20 protein-coding genes and 1 tRNA gene are annotated in these 22,422 nt (G+C 70.7%); 14 read left to right on the plus strand and 7 right to left on the minus strand.

All coding sequences use genetic code 11. The annotated features are described in order from the left end of the window. Positions 1-8: 8 nt before the first annotated feature. Positions 9-860, minus strand: a complete 852-nt coding sequence (locus ACFVBH_RS18775; protein ID WP_354990666.1) for a hypothetical protein — start codon at positions 858-860, stop codon at positions 9-11. Positions 861-1,112: 252 nt separating this feature from the next. On the opposite strand from ACFVBH_RS18775, the gene mihF reads away from it, so the two are divergent. After that, positions 1,113-1,427: an integration host factor, actinobacterial type gene (gene mihF / locus ACFVBH_RS18780; RefSeq protein ID WP_354990665.1), complete on the plus strand. Its 315-nt coding sequence runs from the start codon at positions 1,113-1,115 to the stop codon at positions 1,425-1,427. Positions 1,428-1,556: 129 nt separating this feature from the next. Next, positions 1,557-1,639, plus strand: a tRNA-Leu gene (locus tag ACFVBH_RS18785). 117 nt (positions 1,640-1,756) lie between these two features. Here the strand turns inward: ACFVBH_RS18785 and ACFVBH_RS18790 are convergent. Next, a complete protein-coding gene (locus ACFVBH_RS18790) occupies positions 1,757-2,749 on the minus strand; it encodes a linear amide C-N hydrolase (RefSeq protein WP_354990664.1) in 993 nt (330 codons plus the stop codon). Positions 2,750-3,006: 257 nt separating this feature from the next. Then, positions 3,007-3,936 (minus strand): DUF808 domain-containing protein, encoded by a 930-nt coding sequence (locus tag ACFVBH_RS18795; protein WP_379002905.1) that lies wholly within the window; start codon positions 3,934-3,936, stop codon positions 3,007-3,009. Positions 3,937-4,032: 96 nt separating this feature from the next. Here ACFVBH_RS18795 and ACFVBH_RS18800 point away from each other — a divergent pair, with 96 nt between their 5' ends. Further along, the gene (locus tag ACFVBH_RS18800; RefSeq protein WP_379002907.1) at positions 4,033-5,205 is read left to right on the plus strand and encodes an AI-2E family transporter; all 1,173 of its coding nucleotides are present in this window, start codon (positions 4,033-4,035) and stop codon (positions 5,203-5,205) included. 116 nt (positions 5,206-5,321) lie between these two features. Here the strand turns inward: ACFVBH_RS18800 and ACFVBH_RS18805 are convergent, their stop codons facing one another. Both ACFVBH_RS18805 and ACFVBH_RS18810 read right to left on the minus strand, forming a co-directional pair. Continuing rightward, positions 5,322-5,831 carry a hypothetical protein gene (locus ACFVBH_RS18805; RefSeq protein WP_379002909.1) on the minus strand — a complete coding sequence of 170 codons (510 nt, stop codon included), beginning with the start codon at positions 5,829-5,831 and terminating at the stop codon, positions 5,322-5,324. A 261-nt stretch (positions 5,832-6,092) separates the two neighbouring features. Continuing rightward, positions 6,093-6,809, minus strand: coding sequence for a FadR/GntR family transcriptional regulator (locus ACFVBH_RS18810; protein WP_379002911.1), 717 nt, complete (start codon positions 6,807-6,809; stop codon positions 6,093-6,095). A 141-nt stretch (positions 6,810-6,950) separates the two neighbouring features. Between ACFVBH_RS18810 and ACFVBH_RS18815 the strand changes: the two genes are divergently transcribed. The 6 genes from ACFVBH_RS18815 (at position 6,951) to ACFVBH_RS18840 (ending at position 14,914) form a co-directional block, all read left to right on the plus strand. Then, entirely contained in the window at positions 6,951-8,081 is a 1,131-nt protein-coding gene (locus ACFVBH_RS18815; RefSeq protein ID WP_354990658.1) for a glycosyltransferase, read from the plus strand. Between the two features lie 339 nt (positions 8,082-8,420). Continuing rightward, entirely contained in the window at positions 8,421-9,947 is a 1,527-nt protein-coding gene (locus ACFVBH_RS18820; protein WP_379002913.1) for an aldehyde dehydrogenase family protein, read from the plus strand. A 10-nt stretch (positions 9,948-9,957) separates the two neighbouring features. Beyond that, entirely contained in the window at positions 9,958-10,971 is a 1,014-nt protein-coding gene (locus ACFVBH_RS18825) for a hypothetical protein (RefSeq protein WP_379002915.1), read from the plus strand. Positions 10,972-10,986: 15 nt separating this feature from the next. Beyond that, the gene (locus ACFVBH_RS18830; protein ID WP_379002917.1) at positions 10,987-13,353 is read left to right on the plus strand and encodes a GMC family oxidoreductase N-terminal domain-containing protein; all 2,367 of its coding nucleotides are present in this window, start codon (positions 10,987-10,989) and stop codon (positions 13,351-13,353) included. A 122-nt stretch (positions 13,354-13,475) separates the two neighbouring features. Further along, positions 13,476-13,697, plus strand: coding sequence for a hypothetical protein (locus ACFVBH_RS18835; RefSeq protein WP_354991551.1), 222 nt, complete (start codon positions 13,476-13,478; stop codon positions 13,695-13,697). Next, entirely contained in the window at positions 13,694-14,914 is a 1,221-nt protein-coding gene (locus tag ACFVBH_RS18840; RefSeq protein WP_379002922.1) for a hypothetical protein, read from the plus strand. Before ACFVBH_RS18835 ends, ACFVBH_RS18840 begins: the two co-directional genes overlap by 4 nt. 94 nt (positions 14,915-15,008) lie before the next feature. Here ACFVBH_RS18840 and ACFVBH_RS18845 read toward each other — a convergent pair whose 3' ends face one another. After that, positions 15,009-15,878, minus strand: coding sequence for an NAD(P)-dependent oxidoreductase (locus ACFVBH_RS18845; protein ID WP_379002924.1), 870 nt, complete (start codon positions 15,876-15,878; stop codon positions 15,009-15,011). A gap of 144 nt (positions 15,879-16,022) precedes the next feature. Here ACFVBH_RS18845 and ACFVBH_RS18850 point away from each other — a divergent pair, with 144 nt between their 5' ends. After that, the gene (locus ACFVBH_RS18850; RefSeq protein ID WP_354991548.1) at positions 16,023-16,379 is read left to right on the plus strand and encodes a helix-turn-helix domain-containing protein; all 357 of its coding nucleotides are present in this window, start codon (positions 16,023-16,025) and stop codon (positions 16,377-16,379) included. Between the two features lie 45 nt (positions 16,380-16,424). Here ACFVBH_RS18850 and ACFVBH_RS18855 read toward each other — a convergent pair whose 3' ends face one another. Next, a complete protein-coding gene (locus tag ACFVBH_RS18855; protein WP_379002926.1) occupies positions 16,425-17,855 on the minus strand; it encodes an FAD-dependent oxidoreductase in 1,431 nt (476 codons plus the stop codon). Positions 17,856-18,035: 180 nt separating this feature from the next. On the opposite strand from ACFVBH_RS18855, the gene ACFVBH_RS18860 reads away from it, so the two are divergent. From ACFVBH_RS18860 to ACFVBH_RS18875, 4 genes are all read left to right on the plus strand, one after another. Further along, complete coding sequence (locus ACFVBH_RS18860; RefSeq protein ID WP_379002928.1) at positions 18,036-18,584, plus strand: adenylate kinase; 549 nt, start codon at positions 18,036-18,038, stop codon at positions 18,582-18,584. Between the two features lie 310 nt (positions 18,585-18,894). Beyond that, complete coding sequence (locus ACFVBH_RS18865) at positions 18,895-20,112, plus strand: hypothetical protein (RefSeq protein ID WP_354991545.1); 1,218 nt, start codon at positions 18,895-18,897, stop codon at positions 20,110-20,112. Positions 20,113-20,349: 237 nt separating this feature from the next. Further along, positions 20,350-21,699: a M20/M25/M40 family metallo-hydrolase gene (locus ACFVBH_RS18870; protein WP_354991544.1), complete on the plus strand. Its 1,350-nt coding sequence runs from the start codon at positions 20,350-20,352 to the stop codon at positions 21,697-21,699. 36 nt (positions 21,700-21,735) lie between these two features. After that, a complete protein-coding gene (locus tag ACFVBH_RS18875) occupies positions 21,736-22,272 on the plus strand; it encodes a YbhB/YbcL family Raf kinase inhibitor-like protein (protein ID WP_354991543.1) in 537 nt (178 codons plus the stop codon). Positions 22,273-22,422: the final 150 nt, after the last annotated feature.

Here is a 22,422-nt window from a genome sequence, read left to right on the forward strand (position 1 = left end):
GCGCCGGTTCAGCGCGAGTGATGTTCGGCCAGCGCGGCACGCCAGCGGCCCGCCTCGCTCGTGTTGCCGCGACGTTCGAGGACCTCGGCGAGCCCGGCCATCGCGCGGGTGTCCCCGTGGTCGGCGGCGATGCGCCACCAGCGTTCGGCCTCGGGCAGATCGCCCCGGCGCAGCAGCACCACGGCCAGGTCGTAGGCGGCGGCCGGATGCCCGAGATCGGCTGCCTGGATCCACAATTCGAACGCCTGGCCGTCTTCGCCGCGACCGTGCATGGCCACGCCGAGGTCGTAGAGCGCGCGGCTGTAGCGACCCGCGTCCGCGGGCTGGACCGGGTCCGGCGGGGTGGGCGCGGTGCTCAGCTCCACGACCAGCTCGGTGAAGTCCGCGGGGCCGACGCCGGTGCTGCAGTGCAGCACCGTGCAGGCGCGTTCGCGGGTGATGAGCATGCCGTAGTTGCCGGTCCAGGAGATGATCTCGCCGCGATCGTCCACCCAGACCGGGGTCAGGGTGATCGCGGCCGTGGCGTCGGCGGGGCAAATGCGCAGCGATACGCCGTCGGCCATGGCATCGCTCCACACGTCAACCCCCCGCAACTGCCGGCCCGCCAGCAGCACGTGGCCGCTCTCCACGCTCAGTCCGACGCCGAGCCCGTGCACCCCGCGGCGGGGTCCGGCCGCGCGCAGCGTGAGCGTGACGGTGGCGGGGGAGACGCCGAGCGGGACCGAATGCACCGGGTAGACCTTGGCTCCGTTCCAGGTCACGGGCTCGGCGCCGGTGTATCGGGCGGCCAGGGGTAGGTCGGGCAGGGCGGGGAGCGTGTCGGTCACTGTCGAGGTGGCATCCGAAAACGACGTGTTCATCTGCCCCGCCTTTCACCGGTGCTCGGGTGCGTTTCGGGCCCACCGTAGCCCTGATTCGCCCCGATGAACCCCGTATTTGCCAGGTGTCTTCGACGCACACCGGCTGGACGCTTGACCTGGGATGTTGGACAGTTTTCAGCAGGTCGCTCGACGTGTTGCACCGAAACACGCGGTGTGTCGTACCTGCGACAGCGCAAGCGTCATGTTTACTCGACGCCGACGTACCAGCGAACGAGTGAAAGGTAAGGACATATGGCTCTGCCCACAATGACCCCCGAACAACGCTCCGAGGCGCTGGCCAAAGCCGCCGCGGTTCGCAAGGCCCGCTCGGAATTGATCGCGCAGGTCAAAAAGGGATCGGTCAGTCTGGCGGAGGTGCTCAAGCGCGCAGACAAGGAAGACCTGGTCAAGAAGACGAAGGTGGCGGCCGTGATCAAGGCGCTCCCGGGTATCGGCCCCGTCAAGGCCGCGAAGCTGATGGATGAGGCGGAGATTCCCGCCGACCGCCGGATCGGCGGTCTGGGCTCTCGCCAGCGCGCCGCTCTGCTGGAGGCGTTGACCAACTGAGTTGATGGGGGGTCGCCGACCGGGCTCGCGTCAGAGCCCGGCGGCAACCGCCCGCAACACCGCGGACCACCCGAAATGGGCCGATTTTGTTCTGGACGGTCCCATCCGATAATCTTGCGGAGCACACCGGTCGGGGTGGCGGAATGGCAGACGCGCTAGCTTGAGGTGCTAGTGTCCTTAGGGACGTGGGGGTTCAAGTCCCCCTCTCGACACAGACACTCGCCGGATTCTTTGCAGGACAAAGAATCCGGCGAGTTTTTTGTTGTCCGGGCAGTGCCGGGGGTGGTCGGTCCCGGCCGTGGTCGAACGGTTGCGGGCTCCCCGCCCGCCTATGTCTTCGGGGCCGACAGGAACGTCATCGGCCCGCTGTCCTCGAACTTGTCGCTGACGTTGCCGGCAATTCCGCCGTGCACGGCCAGCGCGCCGATGAGATCCAGTTTCAGCTGCGGGCTGCCGGCGGTGAAATCCAGGTCCGCCAGGTCGGTCCAGACGATGTTGGGGCGGGTGGTGGATTCGTAGACGTAGCGCCTGTTCGTCAGATCCAGGACCACCTGCCAAATGGTCTGCGAGGCATCGGGTTTGCCCGGGTCCGGGATGCGGAAGGGCTGGGCGGCGTTGCGGATCACCGAGAACATCGCCGCGATCGCCGCCACCTGGCTCGCCGGGGCGGGCAGGCGGCCGGAGTAATAGGAGGCGCGGGCGAAGCGGTCCGTGGCCAGCGTCGATCCGGGTAGCGGATCGCTGCCGCCGAGTCCCTCGAAGCGCCGCACGAGCTCGAGCTGCTGGTCGAAGGTGGGGGAATTGGTCATCACCCGGTAGTCCGCGCTGTGGTAGACCCTGGGCCGCCCGTCGAGGTACTCGATGATCGCCGAGTCGCCGGTCGCGTCGTCCAGCGCCAGGTGCAGGCCGGGCGGAACTCCGCCGGTGGGGTCTTCCATCTGTACGACCTGCACATCGGTCTCGGCGATCCAGGCGACGGCCTCGGCGACGGTGGTGAAGTTGTCGAGGAAGTACTGCAACCAGACGGCCTGGCTCAGCTGGGTCCGCGAGCTGTCCGGGTCGCCGTAGGTGGACTCGGCCAGCCACAGGATGTGCCCGGCCAGCCCGTGCTCGTTCATGCCGTCCACCGAGGTCATGTCGAACGCCGCGGCGATGACGCTGCCGTACTTCGAGGTCCACGTGAGCGACCCGGTGACGCCGTCGTCGCGCTCGACCCCGCGCGGCTGCTTCCACAGATTGGTCATCAGATCGCGCGCGAAGTCCATGTTCCTGCCCACCAGGACCGCGCCGCCCGCGTCGGGCCACATCACTCGCGTACACATTCGACCGGGTCCGCCTTCCCACCTCGATGTTGGGGGCCGTTCTCGTGCAGAAGACCAGATTAGTGCTGGTCAGTCGGTTTTCTGGGTACCCGTGGTGGGGCCGGTGGTTCGCGCGGCGAACGCCTCGATCGGCTCGCTGAAGTATCCGACCGGACCACACCGGCAGGCCTCGGCGGCACAACCCGGACAACAGACGAGGCCCGTGGCAATTGCCACGGGCCTCGTCGTCCGTTGACCGCCACACAGGCGGCCGGTTGTCAGTGTTTCTTCGTGCCGAAGGGCTGGAACTGGACGATCAGGACCACGATCGTGCCGACGACGAAACCGATGATCGCCGAGACCGTGGTGTTGGCGAGCCAGGCCAGGACGCCGCCGACGCCGGCCACCGCGTCGCGGATCGCCTCCTCTACGTCGTGGACCCAGCCGTAGGGTGTGTGCCAGCCGAGGGTGTCGGTGCCGGTCAGCAGGATGTGGCCGCCTACCCAGAGCATCGCCACCGTGCCGACCGTCGACAGGACCGACAGGAGTTTCGGCATCGCCGAGACCAGGCCGCGGCCCACCGACTGGGCGAACTTCGAAGAGCGCTGGGCCAGGGCCAGGCCCGCGTCGTCCATCTTCACGATGATGCCGACCACGCCGTAGACCGCGGCGGTGATCACCAGGGCCACGGCGATCAGGATGATCAGGCGGGGGACGAAGGACTGGTCGGCCACCTCGTTCAGGGCGATGACCATGATCTCGGCCGAGAGGATGAAGTCGGTGCGAATCGCGCTGGCGGTCATCGACTTCTCGTCGGCCGGACCCTTGTCCGCGGACTCGGCGCTCTCGTGGTGCAGGAACCGGCCCAGGACCTTCTCCGCGCCTTCGAAGCAGAGGTAGGTCGCGCCCAGCATCAGGATCGGGGTCAGCGCCCAGGGCGCGAACTGGCTCAGGATCAGGGCCGCCGGGAGGATGAACAGCAGCTTGTTGCGCAGCGAGCCCAGGGCGATCTTCTTGATCATCGGAATCTCGCGGTCGGCGGTGATGCCGTGTACGTATTGCGGGGTCACCGCGGTGTCGTCGATCACCACGCCGGCGGCTTTGGCGGTCGCCTTACCGGTCGCCGCGCCGATGTCATCGATGGACGCTGCCGCGAGTCGGGCCAGGGCCGCAACATCGTCGAGTAGTCCGAACAGGCCTGCACTCATGAAAAGCAAGGTTACCGGTGGCCCGCGGCGACGCGTGCTCACGATCGATTGCCCGGATCCTGATTGCCGGGTTTGTTTCGGGTTACATGCCAGACTGTGGACGTGAAAGACGATGTGACCGAAACCGAGAAGCCCGAGCGGCCCGGCGGCAAGCCCGACCGCGGCACCGTCATCGGGCGTGGGGTGCTGTGGCTGGCGAAGTGGTCGCTGGCGATCGTGGCCATCGCCGCGGGCGCGTGGGTACTCGGATTCCTGGTCGACAAGTTCTGGGTGGCTCTGCTGCCGGTCGCACTGGCTATCGTGGTGTCCACCGTGCTGTGGCCGCCGACCCGGTGGCTGACCGAGCGCGGGTTGAAGCCCGCGCTGGCGGCCTCGATCACCGTGCTGGGGTTCATCGCGATTCTGGCCGGGGTCATCGGATTGATCGTGCCGTCGGTGGTCGATCAGGCTCCCGAATTGGCCGATCGCTCGACCGAGGGCGTCAACCGGGTGCGGGACTGGCTGCAGGGTCCGCCGTTGAATGTGGGTGAGGAGCAACTCAATTCGGGTGTCTCGGCGATCGTGGACAAATTGCAGTCCAGTGCCGAGCGCATCGCGGGCGGAGTGTTCACCGGGGTCAGCACCGCCACCTCGGCGATCGTGACGCTGTTCCTGGTGCTGGTGCTGGCGTTCTTCTTCGTCAAGGACGGCCCCCGGCTGCTGCCGTGGCTGCACTCGATCATCGGCAGCAAGGGCGGCCGGCACATCGAGGAGGTGCTCAACCGGGTGTGGGTCACCCTCGGCGGATTCATTCGCACGCAGGCGCTGGTGAGTTTGATCGACGCGGTGCTGATCGGCGGCGGTCTGGTGATCCTGCACGTGCCGCTGGCCGCGGTGCTGACCGTGCTGACCTTCCTGGGCGGATTCGTCCCGATCGTGGGCGCGTTCGTGGCCGGCGCGCTGGCGGTGCTGGTGGCCCTGGTCGCCAACGGCGTGACCACCGCGCTGATCGTGCTGGCCATCATCGTGGTGGTGCAGCAGCTCGAAGGCAATGTGCTGCAACCGGTTCTGCAGAGCCGGAGCATGCAGTTGCACGCGGTCGTGGTGCTGCTGGCGGTGACGGTCGGCGGGTCGTTGTACGGGATCGTCGGGGCGTTCCTGGCGGTGCCGGTGGTCGCGGTGGTCGCGGTGATCCTGCGGTACATCGGGGAACAGATCGACCTGCAGACCGCGCCGCTGCCCGAGCCGACCGTGGACGCGGCCGACGATTCGAGCGACGTCAAAGCCTGACGGGCGACGCGGTTCGTCGCTGTCGAAGGCCCCCGGTGCACGGTGCCGGGGGCCTTTCGCATCTCGGGACGCGGTCCGTCGATCGCTGAGGCGGAGCCGGTGGTCGGCGCGTGCGGTTACTGTTCGACCGGGATCAGGCGGCCGTCCAGGGTGCGCAGGTGGATGCGGGGCTGTTCGCGGGTGGGGGTGCGGACCAGGGCGAAGGCCAGGCCCGAGGCGGTCACCGAGGTGGTGTGGGTGTCGATGCTCGAGGCCAGGGTGAGGGTGGCCGCGTCGGCGGCGGCGTTGCCCAGCACCGCGAACCAGCTCGTGGACGCCGGTGCGCCGCCGCCGTTGGTGGGGGTGAAGCGTTTTCGGCTCATGCGCAGCAGCGGGCGGTGTTCCAGGGTGCGGAACTGGCGGGCCGGGGCGGGGCGGCGCGGGGTGCCGGTGATCATGGCCGGCGCGGTCCAGCCCGCGGGGCGGTGCTCGACGATGACGACGACACGAAAGTCCCTGCTCTCCAGCAGGATCGCCACGGCGGCGTCACCGCGTTCGACCAGGGCGAGGGGGCGGAAGTCGTCGGCGAGGGTGGCGAGCACGGCCAGCGCGGCGGCGACGGCGGGGTGTGACGGTACCGAATCCATTGGGGCTGTCCCCTTCTCGCAGAGATGGCCGCAAGAGTGAATTCTAGGTACCGGGCGGTGCGCGTGCCACCGGTACGGCGAGAGTGAAACAGGAACGCAGCACAGCGGATTCGGGGCGGGCCGGGGACGATCGCGGACTCACCGGTGTGACACGCCGAGGGCAGCAGCGCCGCCGGAACATCGAACCCCGGGGCGCTCGCAGTCGGCCGTTGACCCCGGCGCGCGGCGCGACCGGCACCCGGCGCGTGTGTGCCGCCTGTGCTAGGCGGACTCGCCGGACAGGGCGGTGGCGAACTCGGTGGCGGCCAGGTTCAGCAGGGATTCGGCCAGGTCGCGGGCGGCGGGGGCGTCGGCATCCAGGACGGCCTCGGCCAGGGCGCGGTAGAGGTCGGCGCGGCCCACTTCGGCGGCCATCAGGACCGCGAGCGCGGCCAGGGCGGGTTCGTAGACCGCGCGCAGGTCGTTGTAGAGCAGGCGGAAGACCGTCGAGTCCGCGGCGTCGACCAGCAGGTCCCAGAAATTCAGGGCGTGCAGCTGGCGGGCGATCGGGTCCTGGGTCGTGGCAAGGGCTTCCACGAGTTCGGTCAGGGGCGCGGCGAGTTCGGCGCCGGCGCGTTCGGCGGCCAGGCCGGCGGCTTCGCGACCGATGAGACGGCGGGTCTCGAGGATCGAGCGCATGACCTCGGGGTCGAGTTGCCCCTTGCGCAGCAGCAGGCGCGGGAGCATGTCCATGCCGGCGTGGCGACGGTAGTCGCGCACGGTGGTCGATCCGCCCTGGCGGACCTCGACCAGGCCGCTGTGGGCCAGGCGCTGCAGGGCCTCGCGCACGGTCGGGCGGGAGACGCCGAGGGTTTCGGCGAGCTGGCGTTCGGCGGGCAGGGCCGAGCCGGGCGGCAATTCGCCGTCCAGGACCTCGTCCACGAGCTGTTCGAAGACGGTATCGGGCACCGTTCGGCGGTCGATCCGCTTGATTGCCATGATCGGAACGCTAGGGGCGGGTGTGCGAGAGGTCAAGCGGCCAGACCAGTGGCCGGGGTTGGCCGGTTCTTCCGGGGGAGTTCACCCGGTGTTCGTCACCGGGGCGCCGCCGGTCACCCGGCGCCCTGCACGATCAGCCGGGTGCGCATCGTTCAGTTGGCCAATTTCTATGGTCCGCGCTCCGGGGGACTGCGTACCGCACTGCACCATCTGGGCGCGGGGTACGCCGCGGCGGGGCACGAGACGGTGCTGATCGTGCCGGGCGCGCGCCGGGCCGAGGAGCTGCTGGACTCGGGGGTCCTGCGGATCACGGTGCCCGCGCCGCGCATTCCCGGGACCGGCGGGTACCGGGCGGCGGATCCGCGCCGGGTGGCCGATGTGCTGCGCGGGGTGCGACCCGAGGCCCTCGAGGTCTCGGATCGCTTGACGCTCAGGGGTTTCGGCCGCTGGGCGCGGCGGCGGAACGTGGCCGCGGTGATGATCTCGCACGAGCGCCTGGATCGGCTGCTGGGCCAGGCGCTGCCCGGTCCGGCGGCCCGGCGTGCGGCCGACATCGCCAATCGGCGCACCGCCCGGGAGTACGACATCGTCATCTGCACAACCGAATTCGCGCGCCAGGAGTTCGAGCGGATCGACGCGCCGAATGTGGCACTGGTGCCGCTCGGGGTGGATCTGGACATGTTCAGCCCGCGCCGGCACGATCGGCGCCTGCGCGCGGATCTGGGCGCGGAGCGGTATCCGCTGCTGGTGCACTGCGGGCGGCTCTCGGTGGAGAAGCGGGTCGATCGCAGCATCGAAACCGTTGCGGCGCTGCGCCGTGACGGGGTGCCCGCGCGGCTGGTGGTGGCCGGGGACGGGCCGCGCCGCGAGGCGCTCGAGCGCCGGGCGCGCACCGTGCCCGCGCTGGCGGACGGGCGGCCCGCGGTGCGGTTCACCGGGTTCATCAACGACCGCACCGCGCTGGCGACGCTGCTGGCCAGCGCCGATGTCTCCCTCGCTCCGGGTCCGCACGAGACGTTCGGGCTGGCCGCGCTCGAGGCGCTGGCCGCGGGCACCCCGGTGGTGGCCAGTCGATCTTCGGCGCTGGCCGACATCGTCACCGCCGATTGCGGTGCGGTCGCGGCCGATCATCCGGCGGCTTTCGCGCACGCGGTCACCGGCGTCCTGGCGCTGCCGCCCACCCAGCGCCGCCACGCCGCCCGCACCCGCGCCGAGCAGTTCACCTGGCCCGCGGCGGTCAAGGGCATGCTGGAGAAGCTGGTCTCGGCCTGAGCGCTCGTCCCGGCCGGGTCGCGGCGCCCGGGACGAGCGCTCACCGTCGGGTGGTGGACCCGCACCGCCCGTTCGTACGGCCCGGGACGCGCCCACGGCCCGTTCGGGCCGGATTCGGCGGCCGAACGCCGGATCGAGCGGCCCGCGTCGTCGACCAGGATGTCCGGGCCTCGAAGTCGATCAGCACCTCATCGGCGAGCTTGTCGATGCGCTCGGCGGTCGAGCGATCGCGGGGAAGTGCGGGACGTGCCCTGTTGACTCGCCACCGCTTGTGCCTATAGTGGTCTGACCACTTGGCCACTTGGCCAGATTTCGATGCGGACAGGCGGGATGGCGATGATGCCCCTCGAGCAAGTGCAGCGTGTGGCGGGTGCGGCCGAGGCCGAGACCGCCGATCTCGTGGCGGCGACGTTGATCGCGCGGGCGCGGGCCGCGCAGGCCGGTTGGGGTGCGCTCGAGGTCGGTGAGCGAGTTCGGGTGCTGGCGGGACTGCCCGGGGTGCTGCTGCACAACATCGACCGCATCGCGGCGGCGATCGTGGCCGAGAACGGCAAGCCGCGCGCCGAAGCCCTTGCGCACGAGGTGGTTCCGGCGATCGCGGTGGCTCGGCACCATCTCGACGTCGCGGTGAGAACGCTGGGACCGTCGCGAATCACCTCCCCGACCGCGCCCTATCGCAGCGCGGTGCGCACGCATCGCCCCTACGGCGCGGTGGTGGCGATCGCCCCCTGGAACCTGCCGTTCCTCATTCCTTTCAGCCAGGTGCTGCCCGCGTTGATCGCGGGAAACAGTGTGGTGCTCAAGCCTTCCGAGCTCACCCCGCGCGTGGCCGAGCTGCTGGTGGAACTGATCACCGACTGCGGACTGCCCGAGGGTGTGCTGCAACTGGCCGCGGGCGACGGCTCGCTGGGTGCCGCGCTGGTGCGGGCCCGCCCGGACAAGGTGCTGTTCACCGGATCGGTCGCCACCGGGCAGCGGGTCATGGCGGCCGCGGCGCGGTTCCCGATTCCGGTGGGCCTGGAGCTGGGCGGGGTGGACGCCGCGATCGTGCTGGCGGACGCGGATCTCGAGTTCACCACCTCGGCGGTGGCGTGGGGCGCGACATTCAATGGGGGACAAGCCTGTTGCTCGATCGAGCGGGTGCTGGTGCACACCGATCTGTTCGAGGCGTTCCGCGCCCGGCTCGAGGACAAGCTGCGCCGGGTCGACACCCGCGTGGATCTCGCGCCCGCGATCGATGACCGGCAGCGCGAGATCTGGCGGCAGCACGTGCGGGCCGCGCGCGAGTGCGGGCTCGAGGTGCGCGGGGGCGACGAGCTGCCCGGGCGCAAGATCACCCCGGCGCTGATCAGCGGCGACGACGTCACCGCGTCCACGGTGTGGCTCGAGGAGACCTTCGGCCCGGTCGTCGCGATCGCGCCCTTCGACACCGACGAGCAGGCCGTGGCCCTGCACAACGACACCGAGTACGGGCTGACCGCGAGCGTGTTCTCCGCCGACGTGAACCGGGCCCGCGCCCTGGCCGGGCGGCTGCACGCGGGGTCGGTCGCGGTCAACGATGTCGCCGCGACCATGTATTCGACCCCGGAGTATCCGTGGGGCGGGGTCGGACGCTCGGGCTTCGGGCGCTCACACGGCGTCGACGCGCTACTGGACGCGGCCTGGGTGCAGGTCATCGACACCCCGCGCGGTCCGGCCTTCGGCCCCAAACGCCCGTGGTGGTATCCCTACGCCCCCGAACTCGAGGACGCGATGCGCGCGCTGGCCGCCGCGATCGCCGAACCCCGGCTCGGCACCCGCCTGCGCGGCTACGGCCGCGCCGGGCACCAGTTGCTCACCATGCTCAGCCGCACCCCGAAACTCTGAGGACCACACCATGATCGCCACCGCCCAGAACTCCCCGCGCCTGCGCCCGGGGACCGATCACGTCGAATCGTGGTTCATCCGCGCCAACGACCCGCACTCCCCGCGCGCGCTGTGGCTCAAGGCCACCATTCTCACCGGCCGCGACGGCACCGCCATCGCCCAGGCCTGGTGCAGCATGTTCGACGGCAAACGCACCCGCGCCTGGTGCCGCGACATCGACTTGCCCGCGGCGCGTTTCGAGGACAACGCGCTCGGTCAGGAGATCGCGGTGGGTCCGCTGTTCATGACCCTGCACGGGCGCGGCGGCGATTCGCAGGGCACCCTGTGCGACGAGCACTCCACGGTGCTGTGGGATCTGGGGTTCACCCGGTCCGAGGTGGCGGGCGCGCCGCTGTCGATGCTGCCCAGCGACAAGCTCCTCGGGGCCAAGCTTCCGCGCAACAAGCTGGTGACCCCGTTCCCGGTGGCCGCGATGACCGGGTTCGTGGACTGGGACGGTGAACGCTGGGACCTGACCGGCTGGCACGGCATGCAGGGCCACAACTGGGGCGCCGAGCACAGTCCCGAATATGCCTGGGGCCATTGCGTTTTCACCGACTCCGGCAGCGGCGAGCCGTTCGCTGTGATGGAGGGCGCCTCCGGGCGCACCCGGGTCGGGGGCAGGGTGTCCCCGCTGCTGTCGATGCTGGTGGTGCGCCGGGGCGCGCAGGAGTTCCGGTTCGATCGGGTGCTGGATCTGTGGCGTCAGCGCCCGGAGCTGGATTTTCCGCACTGGACCCTGCGCATGCGCGGGCGTGACGGCAGCGCCGAGGTGCGCATGAGCGCGGATCCGGCGCAGATGGTGTGCCTGGCCTACCGCAATCCCGCGCGCGAGACCAGTTACTGCCTCAATTCCAAGACCGCGGCGGTGTCGGTGCACGTGGCCCCAGTCAACGGCAACGCCTTCACCCTGCGCAGCGAACACGGTGGCGCGCTGGAGTTCCTGGCGCCGCGCCCGCGCGCCGACGTGCAGCCGATCGTCTGAGCGGAGTTTCCCGATATGCCTTTGACCTTCTTCGAGACCATGCGCGGCGAACTGTTCGACGCCGACGGGCACGCCCATCACGTGGCGCTGGATCTGCGCTGCGAATCCGGGCGGGCGCGCGGCTTCGTGACCAACGGCCGCGCACGCATCACCGGCACCGTTCGCGCGACCCCGTGGGTGGACGGGGCCGCGGTGACCGGCACCCTGATCGCGCTGCCGGTGACCAAGCGGCTGATGAGCTACGAGATCGACTTCCGGGACGAGCGCGGGCGGGCGTGGCACTTGAGCGGGCGCAAGGATGTGCGCTGGGTGCGGCGCGCGCACGCGAGCCTGACTCATCTGGCCACCGTGCTGTCCTGCGAGGGTCGCGACATCGCCACGGGCACCGTGCAATTCTTCGCCAACGACTACCCGAGTTTCCTGAGTTCGTTCCAGCCGTGGACCTCGCTGCGCGCGGATCTGCCGGACGGATCGCATCCGGCGGGCATGCTGAGCGCGGCCCAGCGCGCCACCCTGGACGCACTGGCCGGGGCGCTGATCGAACCGGGCGGGGTGGTGCCGCCGGTGGCGGCGGACACCCTCGATCGATTCGACGAGTACGTGGGCAATATGACCCCGCTCATGCAAGCGGGGGTGCGGGTGGCCCTGCGCGGGCTCGACGCCGCCGCCCGCACCCGGCACGGGCGCGGGCTCGCGGGGCTGGACGCGCCCGCGCGCGCCGCGGTGGTCGAGTCCGCGCGGCACAATCCGCCGCTGCAGCACGCGGTCGCCGCGATCGAAACCCCTTTGCGGATAGCGCATTTCAGTGACCGGCGCTATCTCGACGCGATCGGCATGCCACGCTACGGCGCGCCCGTGCTCGAACGCCGGCCGGGATGGATGGCCAATGTCAGCACCCCGGACGAGCTGCCGGCCGGTGACCTGATCGAGTGCGACGTGGTGGTGGTCGGCACCGGCGCCGGTGGCGCGGCGGTCGCGGCACGCCTGACCGAGCGAGGTCTGGGCGTGGTCATGGTCGAGGAGGGCGATTACGCCGGGCGCGCGGAGTTCACCGGCGAACCGCACGATCGGACTCAGAAGTATTGGCGCGACGGCGGATACAACCTCGCGGTCGGCAACTCGGTGCTCGGGGTGAGCACCGGCCGCCTGGTCGGGGGCACCACGGCGATCAATTCCGGCACCGCGTTCCGCACCCCGGACGCGGTGCTGGGCGAATGGCTCGACCTGGGCTTTCCGGCCGATTTCGCGCCGGACGCGTTCCGCGGCTATCTCGACGAGGTGTCCGGTGAGCTGGGAATCGCCTACGCCGAGACCGCATATCTGGGCCGGGTCGCCGAGGTCATCGGGCGGGGCGCGGACGCGCTCGGGGCCCAGCACGGTCCGCTGCCGCGCAACGCCGCGGGCTGCGACGGGCAGGGACAGTGCGTGTACGGGTGTCCCACCGATGCCAAGCGCAGCGCCAATGTCAGCTGGGTGCCGCGCGCGCTCGAGAGCGGCGCGCAGCTGTACACGGGGTTGAGCGTGACCCGGATCCTGTTGAACGACCGGCGCGCGACCGGGGTGCTGGCCGAGGGCCAGGACTCGCACGGCGCGCCGCGCGCCCTCGAGATCCGGGCGCGGGCGGTGGTGATCGCGACCGGCACCCTCATGACCCCGCTGCTGTTGCGCCGCAACGGTATCGAGCTGCCCGCGCTGGGGCGCAATCTGTCGGTGCATCCGTCGCTGGGCGCGGTGGCGATGATGGCCGAGCCGGGCACACCCTGGAACGCGATTCCCCAGGGCTATCACGTGCACGGGCTGGGCGACGAGTTGTGCACGTTCGAGGGGGTGTCGATTCCGCCGCAGTTCGCGGCCGGGGTGCTGCCGTTCCACGGCGCGCGCCTGACCGAGTGGATGAACCGGTGGGCGCACACCGAGCAGTTCGGGGCGATGGTGCGCGATACCGGGGTGGGCAGCGTGGGAATCGGGCCCGGCGGGCGCACCCTGATCCGGTACAGCCTGACCCCGCGGGTGCGGGCCGCGCTGCAGCACGCGTGCGCGGGGCTGGCGGAGTTGTTCCTGCACGGCGGCGCGCAGGCGGTGGCGCTGCCGATCGCGGGCATGCCGCCGATCCGGACCCTGGAGCAGGCGCGGGCGGTGGCCGAAACCCCTGTGGGGGCACGGCGATTCCGCATGATGGGCCCGCATCCGCTGGGGACGGCGCGCATGGGCGTGGACGCGCGCACGGCGGTGGTGGACTTCGAGCACCGGGTGTTCGGCGCAACCGGGCTATACATCGCCGACGGTTCGGTGGTGCCGACCTCGCTGGGGGTCAATCCGCAGGTGACCATCATGGCCATGGCGTTGCGGGCGGCCGAGGCGATCGCGGCCGAGCTGCGCTGAGCGGCAACCGATTCTGCGCCGATCGGCATTCGATTTCGGGGCTGGCGCCGATTCGGTGATCTTGGTACACCTGGTGAGAGAAAATGGGGTGATCCGACTCAGTTCGGGGACAGGGGCCAATCGTGAATTCCAGAGCCGAACTCGAGCGTGAACTGGGCGGGCCGGTCGCCGCCCTGGACGGGTTGTCCGAGGCCGAGACCGCGGATCTGCTCGAGATCTTCCGCCAGGCCCAGCGCACCGAGGCCGCGGACATGGTCGAGGCGGTGGACAAGACGGTCGGCGCGCTGCCGTGGCCGCTGAGCACCGCGGCCAAGAAGATCATGTTCGGGAACAAGCTCGGATGAGCGATCTGGTCACCCGGGCGCAGCTCACCCTGCTCTCGCGCACCCTGCACGTGCCGGTCGAACGGCTCGGGCACCTGGAGAAACTCGGTGCGCGGCGTCTGCACGAACTCCAGGAGAACGCCGCCCGGGTCATTTTCGACCGGCACGCCGCGGTGTTCTCACGCCTGACGCTGCTGGTGCCGATCGTGCCGTTGAGCATCTCGATTCCGCTGGTGCAGAAGGTGGTGCCGCCGGTCATGGCCGGGCGCGCGGCCGGGGCGCTGGGGGTCGAGCATCCGCGCAAGGCCGTGGAGGCGACCACGATGCTCGAGCCCGCGTACGCCGCGCAGGCCGCGCCGTTCATGGATCCGCACGCGGTGGGACAGCTCGCCGAGATCGCACCGCCCGCACCGGTGGTGGCGATCGTGAACGAGATCCTGCGCCGCGGCGATTACGTGACCGCGGGACCGTTCCTGGCCTATGCCACACCGGAATTGATTCGCGCGGTGGAGGTGGGCGTGCACGATGACGAGGGGTTGATCCGCTCGGCGTCGTACGCGTATTCGGGCGAGAGCGTGTCGCTGATCGTGCGGCAGCTGCTCGCGGGCAGTGAGCGGCGGATTCCCCGGCTGCTCGGCACCGTCGTGGGCGGGTCCACCGAGCTGCGGCTGGCGGCGCTGTCGGTGTTCGCGCGCTGTGACGCGGATGTGGCGGCCGGGATCGGGGACGCGCTGGTCGAGGTGGCCTCGGGTGACGAGCTCGGGTCGCTGTTCGCGACGTTCCTGGACGCGGGCGCGTTCGCCGAAACCCTGCGTTTCGTCGGGCATTTCACCGCGGACGCGGCGGATTCGGTCGCGGGCACCGGGGTGTTCGCCGATCCGGCGGTCTTCGAGACGCTGACCGGGGCGCTCGCGGAGGACGCCGAGGCCGGGGACTGGCGTGGGCTGCTGGCGCTGGCCGAGCGGGTGGACGCGGCGGCCCGGCGAGTGGGCGGCACCCTCTCGCACTTCGCACCCGAGACGCTGCGGCGGTTGGCCACCACCCTGGGCGCCGCGGCGCTGTGGCCGCCGCTGATGCGGGTGCTGGCCGCCGCCGAACCCGACGCGCAGTCGCGGATCGGCCAGGTCTGGTCGGGGCTGCCCGAGGACGAACGGCGGGAGCTGGAACAGCGGCTCGCCGAGGCCGATCGGGCCGAGGCGCTCACCTCGTTCGCCGCGACCTTGCGGCTGCCGCGCTAGCGGGCCTGCTGCCACCGACTGCCTGGTCTGCTGGGGCCGGGGTCGGTCGCGGCTGCACGGAAGCGCGGTTGGGTGTCGCCAATGGTGATGGCGGTCAGTGCAATTCCTCGGTGACCCGCGCGAAGGCGGAGGCGCCGTTGCCTTTCGCGACCTGGCGATCCACCAGGGCCGCCAGGGGTGCGATCAGCGTGTCGCCTACGCCCGCGTCGGTGGCCGCGCGGGAAATGGCATCGAGCGCGGCCTTCTGGAAGGCCAGGTGCTGGACCTCGGCGGTGTAGTCGCCGGAGTCGATGACCCGCGCGTATTCGGGCAGCCCCTGGGCCATCGCGGTGACCCAGGGCACGGCGCGGGCGGCGAAGTCGGCGGCGGTGAAACCGGCGGTGCGGGCCATGGCCGAGCCCTGGAAGAAGCCCGCGAACATCAGGTACATGTTCGCCAGCAGCGCGAAGTCGAGCAGGGCGGCGGTGCCGGGGTCGGTGTCGAAGTATTCGGCGGCGCCGAAGAGTTCGAGCAGGGGACGGTGGGCGTCGAAGACCGTGCGTGAACCGCTGTACAGCAGGGCCGAGGCGGGGGTGCCGATCATCGGCGGGACGGCCATGATGCCGCCGTCGAGGAAGTCGATACCGTGGTCGGCGGCCCAGCGCGCGAGTTCGCGTGACTCCTCGGGGGAGGTGCTGGTGAGGTTGAGCCACCGGCGGCCGGTCAGGGCGCCGGCGATGGGATCGAGGGTGTCGTGGACCGAGGCGTGATCCAGGAGCACGGTGATGAGCAGGCCGCCGTCGTGCACGGCCTCGGCCGGGGTGTTCGCACCCCGTGCGCCCGCTGCCACGAGATCGGTGTCGCGGCCGGGGGTGCGGTTCCAGACCGTGGTCGGCGCACCGGCTTTCACCAGGGTCCACGCCAGGGCCCGGCCCATCTCGCCCAGGCCCAGCACGGTGACGGGGCCGACGGGGGTGGTCGTCATTGCGGGAGCTCCTTCGATCGTTTGCCGCCGCCGGGTGCAGCGGGGTGGAATCGACAGTGCCGGTGTGCGCGTTGGCCGACAAGTACGCACTATGTCCGAGGGATACGCACCGAAAAGTGTGTGTCCAGCTAGCGAGGGTGAGCGATGGGTGAGAAGAGATTCGGGCCATACTTCTGCGGGATCGACGCGGCCATGGACGTGCTGGGCGGCAAGTGGAAGTCGCTCATTCTCTGGGAGCTCGACGCGCACGGGACGCGGCGGTTCGGGCAGCTGCGGCGCGGACTGCCCGGGGTGTCGGAGAAGATGCTGACCCAGCACCTGCGCGAGCTCGAGGAGGACGGCGTGGTGCATCGCGAGATCTTCGCCGAAATTCCCCCGCGCGTGGAGTATTCGCTGACCGAGGAGGGCGCGGCGCTCAACGCCGCGCTGCGCGAGCTGGGCGCGTGGGGTAAGCGCCGGATCGCGCGCATCGGGGCCGAGCGGGTGCACGTGCCGGCCTGAGAACCGTCCCGCGCCCGGCGAATTCGGCCTTGGCACCCCACGCGGTCAGTGGGTGGCGGCGTGTGCGCCTGCGACGCGGCCGAAGGCGAGGGCGTCGGCGATGTGGAAGCCGCCGTCCTTGCAGCGGGAGTAGGTGGAGCTGATGTTGCCCGCGGCGTAGAGGCCGGGAATGGGTGCGCCGAAAGGATCCAGGACGCGGGCGTTCTCATCGCGGCGGGGGCCGCCGTTGCTCCAGGCGAGCAGGGGCGCGGAGGCGAAGGCGTAGTAGGGCGCCTCGGTCAGGGGGATCAGGGTGCGGGGGTGGCGGCCGAATTCGGGGTCGCTGCCCGCGGCGCAGGCGGCGTTGTAGCGCGCGACGGTGTCCTCGAGCGCGCCGGGGTCCATCCCGATCAGGGGTGCGAGTTCGGCGAGGGTATCCGCGCGCTGGATCCAGCCCTTACCGATTTCGACGGCGTTGTCCGGGCTCCAGTCGTAGCCTTCGATCTGCTGGGCCCAGCTCACCGCCAGCACGTCGCGCCCGGGCACGATCGGGCCCGCGCGCCGGGTGGCCTCGTCGAACAGGATGTGCATGGGTTCGACGGGGAACAGCTGGTAGGTGCCGTGGATGCGGGCGTGCCCGTGACCGAGGGCGACAGTTTCGTTGCAGCAGCGGCGCCCGTCGCGCCCGAGGTAGAGGTAGCCGCGCGCGTGCGGGAACGCGGTGTAGAAACCGGCGGTGTAGCCGGGGGCGCGCAGGCCGGGCAGGGTCATCATGTTGGACATGTGCCACAGGTCCGCGCCGGCTTTCATGGCCATGCGGTGCCCGTCGCCGGTGGCGGCGGGGGTGCCCCACACGACCGGGTCGGGCAGGCCGAGGTGGTCGCGGACCATGTCCGGGTTGCCTTCGAATCCGCCTGTGGCCAGGACGATTCCGCGCCGGGCGCGCACCCGCAGGGCGCCGTCCGCGGTTGCGGCGATGATGCCGGTGACCGCACCGGCGTGCTGGATCAGTTCGCGCGCGGGTGCGCCGAGACGAACCTCGATCCCGCGGGCGCGCACGGCTCCGGCCAGTGCGGCCCAGAGCTTTCCGCCGCCCATGACGCCCTCGACGCCGATCCAGCCGCGCATGACGTCGCTGCCGTCCAGGTCCGGATATTCCGGTGGCGCGGGCACGGCCAGGCCGACCTCGATGCCCAGCCCGCGCATCCAGTCCGAGTTGCGCGCGGTTTCGCGCGCCCAGGTCCGGACCACCGGTTCGGGGACGGGCAGGCCGGCGCTGAGGCTGCGCAGGTAGACCGCGGCGCGTTCGGGATCCTGATTGTCGAACCACACCGCGCCCGAGACCCGGGTGCTGCCGCCGGCGGCGTCGGCGTCCATCTTCTCCAGGATCAGTACCCGTGCTCCGGCGTCGTGCGCGGCGATGGCGGCCGCGCAGCCCGCGCCGCCGAAACCCACCACCACGACATCGGTTTCGATATCCCATCGCGCTTCGGTCATGACCGCGTCGTCCTTTCCGTTGGCCCCGGGTGCGAACGGAACCAGCCCCGGCCGGGACTGGAAAACGTCAGTCCCGGCCACCGGGACGCGGGCCGTTGCGGCCCAAGCGGGCCGGTATCCAAACATGTTCTGCGACACTGGGTATCGGGGCAACACTGATCGGAAAGGTCGTCGCGCCGTATGCACGTCGTACTCGTGGGCCCGCCGGGGGCGGGCAAGGGCACCCAGGCACGGGGGTTGAGCGCGACCCTGGCCGTCCCGCACATCTCCACCGGCGATCTGCTGCGCGCGCTGGCCGGTGCGTCCACCGAGCTGGGCCGTGAGCTGGCCGGAGTCCTGTCCACCGGGGCCCTGGTCCCGGACACCATCACCAACGAGATCGTGCGCCGGCGTCTGTCCGAGCCGGACGCGCGCGCGGGTTCGCTGCTGGACGGCTACCCGCGCAACCGCACCCAGGCCCGCGCCCTGGACACCGCGCTGGCCGCGCACGGCCGCGAACTGGACCGGGTTCTCGAGCTGGTCCTCGATGACGAGATCGCGCTGACCCGGCTGCTCTCGCGCGGGCGCGGCGACGACACCGAGGCGGTGATCCGCCACCGCCAGCACCTGTACCGCACGCAGACCGAACCGGTCCTCGAGCATTACGCCGGCCGGGTGGTCACCATCGACGCCGACGGCACGGTCGAGCAGGTCGCCGAGCGCACGCTGCGAGCGCTGCGGGAGGAATAGAGCGCCCCGCCCGGCCGGTTGCTGGGCGGGCGGGGGCGAATCCTGGTGCGGCCGGGAGTATTCGGCCGAGGGGCCGCTGTGCCGGGGGAGCCCCCCTCGATGCCCGTGCGGTCATCGCGCACGGCGGCGGGCCGGCCCGCGTTGTGAAAGGTCAGCACGGCTGGGGTTTTTGCGATTTTTGCGATATTCCCGCCTCTATGATGGGCGGTCGATCGCGGGGTGCTCGGCCGCGTCGCCGGAGAAAAGGGGAACGTATGTCCGCCACGGACGAAGTCGGATTCGGTTCCAGACCTTCGAACCGGACCGGCCTATGACCGATCTGGTGACCGGCGCCCAGCTGGCGCTGCTGGCGCGAACCCTGCGCGTTCCCGTCGAGCGCATCGCGCACCTGGAACGACTGGGCGCGCACCGGCTGCACGAGTTGCAGCAGCGAATGTCGGGCACGCTCTTCGATCAGCACGCGCCGATGTTCGAACGGATCAGCACGCTGGTGCCGATCGTGCCGCTGAGCATCTCGCTGCCGATCGTGCAGCGGGTGGTGCCGCCCGCGATGACCGGGCGCGCGGCGGGGGCGGTGGGGGTGCTGCATCGCAAGAAGGCCATCGACGCGCTCTTGCGCCTGAACGTCTCCTACGCCGCGGACTGCGCGCCGTATCTGGATCCGCGCACGGTCGGCCAGCTCGCCGACGACGCCCCGCCGGGGCCGGTGATCGAGATCGTGAACGAGTTGCTGCGCCGTCGCGACTACGTGACCGCGGGCCCGTTCCTGGCGTACGCGACCCCCGAGCTGATCGACGCGGTCGAGAGCGGGGTGGAGGACGACGAGGGCGTGATCCGCTCGGCGTCCTACGCCTATTCCGGGGAGAGTATCAGCGCGATTGTGCGCCAACTGCTTTCGGGTCCGGGCGGGCGGATTCCGCGGCTGTTGAGCACGGTGGTGGACGGGTCGAAGGAGTTGCGGCTGGCGGCGCTGTCGGTGTTCGCGCGCTGTGCGCCCGATGTGGTGGGCGCGGTCGGGGATGTTCTGTTCGAGGTCGCGCCGCCCTCGGCGATCGGTGATCTGGTCGCCACCTATATCAATGCCGGGGCGACCGAGGACATGCTGCGGTTCATCGGCCAGCTGAGCCCGCACGCGCTGACCAAACTCGCGTTGAATCCGGTCCTGGGGGAGACCGCGGAGATCCTGGTGGCGACCGTGGACGGCACCAGCGAGCTGGGGCTGTGGCGCGGGGTGCTCGAGCCGCTGGCGCGCACGCCCGCCGAGGTGCGCCGGCGCGCGGGGTTGCGCCTGGCCGAGCTGGACACCCCGACGCTGATCATGCTGCCCGCCATCGCCCAGGCCGCGCGCCTGTGGCCGCCGCTGCTGTGGGTGCTGTCGGCGACCGATGTGGATGTGCAGGCGCGCATCGGTGAGCTGTGGGCCACCGCCACCCGCCTCGAGCTGCCGCTGCTCGAGCGGCGGATCGCCGATCAGCGCCTGGAATCGCTGCTGACCACCTTGACCGAGACGCTGCGGCTGCTGCGCTGATCGGGGGAGTGTGTTCGGGTCGGGCCTCGGTCGTGGACGCCGGGCGTCGCGCTCGCATCGCTCACGAGCAGCGGCGCGCGCACGGTCCCCGCGGCCGTGCGGTATCCGGGTGACCCCCGGAATCGCTTGGGCGAGGGCTGATTCGAATTGGGCGCGGGTGCGATCACCTGGGCGGCACGGGTGCGGGCGCGGTGGCGGGAGTCCGCGCGCACGCGCGGAGGTGGTAGGAAAGGGGACGTGTCCGAAACTGGCGAACCTCGCGCATCCCGTGCCGTTTCCGAGGTGGTGGACCTGGTCAGTGCGCTGATCCGGTTCGACACCTCCAACACCGGCGAATTGGAGACCACCAAGGGTGAGCGCGACTGCGCGCTCTGGGTGGCCGAGCAATTACAGCAGGCCGGGTACACCACCGAATACATCGAATCCGGGGCGCCCGGGCGCGGCAATGTCTTCGCGCGATTGCCGGGCGCGGATTCGAGCCGGGGCGCGCTGCTGATGCACGGGCACCTCGATGTGGTGCCGGCCCAGGCCGCGGACTGGAGCGTGCACCCGTTCTCCGGGGCGGTCCAGGACGGCTACGTGTGGGGCCGCGGCGCGGTCGACATGAAGGACATGTGCGGCATGATGCTGGCGGTGGCCCGCCAGTTCAAGATCGAGGGCACGGTGCCCCCGCGCGACATCGTGTTCGCGTTCCTGGCCGATGAGGAGAACGGCGGGAAGTGGGGTTCGCACTGGCTGGTGGACAATCGCCCCGATCTGTTCGAGGGGATCACCGAGGCGGTCGGTGAGGTCGGCGGGTTCTCGCTGACCGTGCCGCGCCCGGACGGCACCGAACGCCGGCTGTATCTGGTGGAGACCGCGGAGAAGGGACTGGGCTGGATGCGCTTGCGCGCCAAGGCCCGTGCCGGTCACGGTTCGTTCCTGCACGAGGACAACGCGGTGACGATCCTGGCTCAGGCGGTGGCCCGGCTGGGCACCCATACCTTCCCGCTGGTGGTCTCGGATTCGGTGGCCGAGTTCCTGGCCGCGGTGCAGCAGGAGTCGGGTATCGAGTTCGATCCGGCGAGCCCGGACATCGAGGGCCAGCTCGCCAAGCTGGGCACCATTTCCCGCATCATCGGCGCGACCCTGCGCGATACGGCCAATCCGACCATGTTGCAGGCGGGGTACAAGGCCAATGTGATTCCACAGACCGCCGAGGCGGTGGTGGACTGCCGGGTGGTGCCGGGGCGCCAGGCCGAGTTCGAGAAGGAGGTCGACGAGCTGATCGGCCCCGATGTCGAGCGCGAGTGGATCACCAAACTCGATTCCTACGAGACCACGTTCGACGGCCATCTGGTCGATGCCATGAACGAGGCGATCCTGGCCCACGACCCCCAGGGCCGCACCGTGCCCTACATGCTCTCCGGCGGCACCGACGCGAAAGCGTTCGCGCGCTTGGGTGTTCGCTGCTTCGGGTTCGCCCCGCTGCAGCTGCCGCCGGAGCTGGACTTCACCGCGCTGTTCCACGGGGTGGACGAGCGGGTTCCGGTGGCATCGCTCGAGTTCGGGACGAGCGTGCTGGAACACTTCCTGCTGAACAGCTGATCACTCGCACCTCCATTGTTCTCGAAAGGACTTCTCGTGCCCGACTATTCGTACAACCCCTACGCCGCGCTGCCGCAGCTGCCCGAGTTCACGCTCACCTCCACCGACATCACCGAGGGTCAGGCGCTGCACCTGGATCAGGTCAGCGCGCTGGGCGGAGCCGGGGGCAAGGATGTCTCCCCGCAGTTGAGCTGGTCCGGATTCCCGGCCGAGACCAAGAGTTTCGCGGTGACGGTGTTCGATCCCGACGCTCCGACCGCCTCGGGATTCTGGCACTGGGCGGTGGCCAACATCCCGGTCACGACCACGAGCCTCGAGACCGGGCAGGGCAGCGCGGGCGGCACACTGCCCGCGGGTGCGGTCACCCTGGGCAACGACGCGGGGCTGACCGAGTACACCGGCGCGTTCCCGCCCGCCGGGCACGGCGCACACCGGTATTTCGTGGTCGTGCACGCGGTCGGGGTGGAGCGGCTCGAGGTCGATGAGAACGCGTCCCCGGCGTACCTGGGGTTCAATCTGTTCCTGAACGCGATCGGGCGCGCGACGCTGATCGGCACGCACGAGCAGCTCTGAGTTCGATGGTGAACGGCCGTGGGGCCCGGGGGGGGGGCCCGGGGCCCCGCGCGGTGCCAGCATAGGGCGCCGGTGGGGGGGCCGCCCCCCCCGGGGGGGGGGCCCCCGGGGGGGGGTGGGGCGGGGGGGGCGGCGCCACGGCCCCCCCCC

The organism is Nocardia sp. NPDC057668 (genome assembly GCF_042799795.1).
GTDB lineage: Bacteria > Actinomycetota > Actinomycetes > Mycobacteriales > Mycobacteriaceae > Nocardia.

Excerpts from the sequence above, each read along its gene's own strand:
- ACFVBH_RS18775 (WP_354990666.1), bottom strand. The coding sequence starts at position 860 with ATGAACACGTCGTTTTCGGATGCCACCTCGACAGTGACCGACACGCTC.
- mihF (WP_354990665.1), top strand. The coding sequence starts at position 1,113 with ATGGCTCTGCCCACAATGACCCCCGAACAACGCTCCGAGGCGCTGGCC.
- ACFVBH_RS18790 (WP_354990664.1), bottom strand. The coding sequence starts at position 2,749 with ATGTGTACGCGAGTGATGTGGCCCGACGCGGGCGGCGCGGTCCTGGTG.
- ACFVBH_RS18795 (WP_379002905.1), bottom strand. The coding sequence starts at position 3,936 with ATGAGTGCAGGCCTGTTCGGACTACTCGACGATGTTGCGGCCCTGGCC.
- ACFVBH_RS18805 (WP_379002909.1), bottom strand. The coding sequence starts at position 5,831 with ATGGATTCGGTACCGTCACACCCCGCCGTCGCCGCCGCGCTGGCCGTG.
- ACFVBH_RS18810 (WP_379002911.1), bottom strand. The coding sequence starts at position 6,809 with ATGGCAATCAAGCGGATCGACCGCCGAACGGTGCCCGATACCGTCTTC.
- ACFVBH_RS18820 (WP_379002913.1), top strand. The coding sequence starts at position 8,421 with ATGCCCCTCGAGCAAGTGCAGCGTGTGGCGGGTGCGGCCGAGGCCGAG.
- ACFVBH_RS18825 (WP_379002915.1), top strand. The coding sequence starts at position 9,958 with ATGATCGCCACCGCCCAGAACTCCCCGCGCCTGCGCCCGGGGACCGAT.
- ACFVBH_RS18830 (WP_379002917.1), top strand. The coding sequence starts at position 10,987 with ATGCCTTTGACCTTCTTCGAGACCATGCGCGGCGAACTGTTCGACGCC.
- ACFVBH_RS18840 (WP_379002922.1), top strand. The coding sequence starts at position 13,694 with ATGAGCGATCTGGTCACCCGGGCGCAGCTCACCCTGCTCTCGCGCACC.
- ACFVBH_RS18845 (WP_379002924.1), bottom strand. The coding sequence starts at position 15,878 with ATGACGACCACCCCCGTCGGCCCCGTCACCGTGCTGGGCCTGGGCGAG.
- ACFVBH_RS18850 (WP_354991548.1), top strand. The coding sequence starts at position 16,023 with ATGGGTGAGAAGAGATTCGGGCCATACTTCTGCGGGATCGACGCGGCC.
- ACFVBH_RS18855 (WP_379002926.1), bottom strand. The coding sequence starts at position 17,855 with ATGACCGAAGCGCGATGGGATATCGAAACCGATGTCGTGGTGGTGGGT.
- ACFVBH_RS18860 (WP_379002928.1), top strand. The coding sequence starts at position 18,036 with ATGCACGTCGTACTCGTGGGCCCGCCGGGGGCGGGCAAGGGCACCCAG.
- ACFVBH_RS18865 (WP_354991545.1), top strand. The coding sequence starts at position 18,895 with ATGACCGATCTGGTGACCGGCGCCCAGCTGGCGCTGCTGGCGCGAACC.